At 43.9% G+C, this 1,779-nt stretch carries 1 protein-coding gene; it reads left to right on the forward strand.

Annotated features, from left to right (window positions below):
- Window positions 1–832: 832 nt before the first annotated feature.
- Window positions 833–1,779, forward strand: a 947-nt coding sequence (locus C3418_RS23435) for a site-specific integrase (RefSeq protein WP_258040178.1), incomplete at its 3' end; no start/stop codon positions are given.

Genomic DNA, 1,779 nt, shown 5'->3' on the forward strand with positions numbered 1-1,779 from the left:
GGCCTGACGTTTGGCCGCTATGGCAAACGTGTGAACATTAGGCTGCTGAATGAGAAAATCCAATCCCTTCCTACCGACCTGATACCCCACCACCTGCTGTCAGGGGGAAAATCACCGTAAAGATGACGCATATTTTTTGGGTAACAGGGCTGTCTACCCCCCATGAAAAAACCAATATGAGAGCATTTCTCGGCGGTTTAATGGGGCGAGTAGCGCCCTATCCTCATGATTTATAATGATTTTAAGCGCACTGGAAAATATTTAAAAAACCTAATAAAAACATGTTGACATTTCTTTTTCTTTGTGGGTCATTCACATTGACAGGTGGGCCTCAATCGTTGTAGTATGCTGATAAAGCTGCTAACAAGGACATAACAACGACAGTAAACACGAAGGATCGAAACGAAATGAATATGGCGTAGAACACACCGACACGTTTATCTCGTTCAAACAAGGGTTATCACCCCTTCAGATTTAAAAAATACCACCAATATCACAGCTATCTTCGATACGCTGAACGGGTTGTTATTACCCAAATTCGGGTGAAGTGAATAACACATGGTATTTGCTTGATGCAATGTTGAGTAAAAATCTGACGGGAACATTTGATTATATCGATTAAATGACATCAGCTATCGCTAATGTATACTTGGCATTTGACAAATTAACAGGATTTTGAGGTGAAACTTATCTGTTTATAGTGTCACAGAGTAATTTATATCGCTGTTTTTAGGTGCACTATTACCCTCTCGGTATCGATGCGTGAGCATCACGTTTTGCTATTGCTGTTTTTGTAATTGAAGGAGTATTTATAACTGTAATGAGGGTAATTATGAACAAACAAACCAATAAAAGGACCGTTCAAAAACAAAAAACTAAACACAACACTGTGCGTTCAGTCATTGTTGATGAGCATTCACTGGCGGCAGCTATTCGTCAGCACCTGGAAATCAAAAAATACCAGTATGCGCAGACAACCTATGACATTTCGAAGCGTAAAGCAGAACAGTTGATAAAATGGATTGGTGATAAACCGCTGACGTCATATCGTGCGAGTGACCTTGAACTGCTCGTAGTGAAATTTTGCACCAAAAAATATAAAGGAAATACCATCAATCAATATTTGGATATATTGAGGCAAGTCTTTGCCCGAGCTGTCAGCGATGGTGTTATTCATACCAGTCCAATGGATGGCATTAAAAAATGTAAATTTGAGGTGGACGAACCTGATCCATTTTATCAATACGAAATTAAGGCATTTCTCGCCCTGAAAAGCACCCATTTGCTGGAGGTGTCACTCATCCAACTCGGTATCTCTACGGGTCTGCGCATCAGTGAGTTAATGGCGGTCAGTGCGGAGGCGGTCAATCTCGACAAGAAGACCTTATTGGTTGACCTTGCGTTGGTTGATGGGCAGTACAAAACGCCCAAAACCAGGGGATCTATTCGCACGATAGAGCTGTCAGAACAGGCTGTTGGATCTCTCAAAACCCTGATGAGGCTAGCGGAGCATCGTAAGGCTAAGAAGATTACGGTCACGAGGTCGGACAATCGCACTCAGATGAGTGAACAACGCACCCTGCTGGCTTACTACAGCGCCAAAAGGCGCAGTTATGCCTCGGTTGATGAGTTCCGTGAGCGGTTTTTCAGGCCGTTCTGTCAGGCTGCTGGGGTGCGTTATCGGGGGCCATCTCAATTTCGGCACACCTATGCAAGCCAACTGCTCTCGGCGGGGATCAGCATCGAGTGGATAGCCCGTCAGATGGGGCACACCGGTAC

Origin of the sequence: Aeromonas sp. ASNIH8 (assembly GCF_002919855.1) — a bacterium.
Classification (GTDB): Bacteria; Pseudomonadota; Gammaproteobacteria; order Enterobacterales; family Aeromonadaceae; genus Aeromonas; species Aeromonas caviae.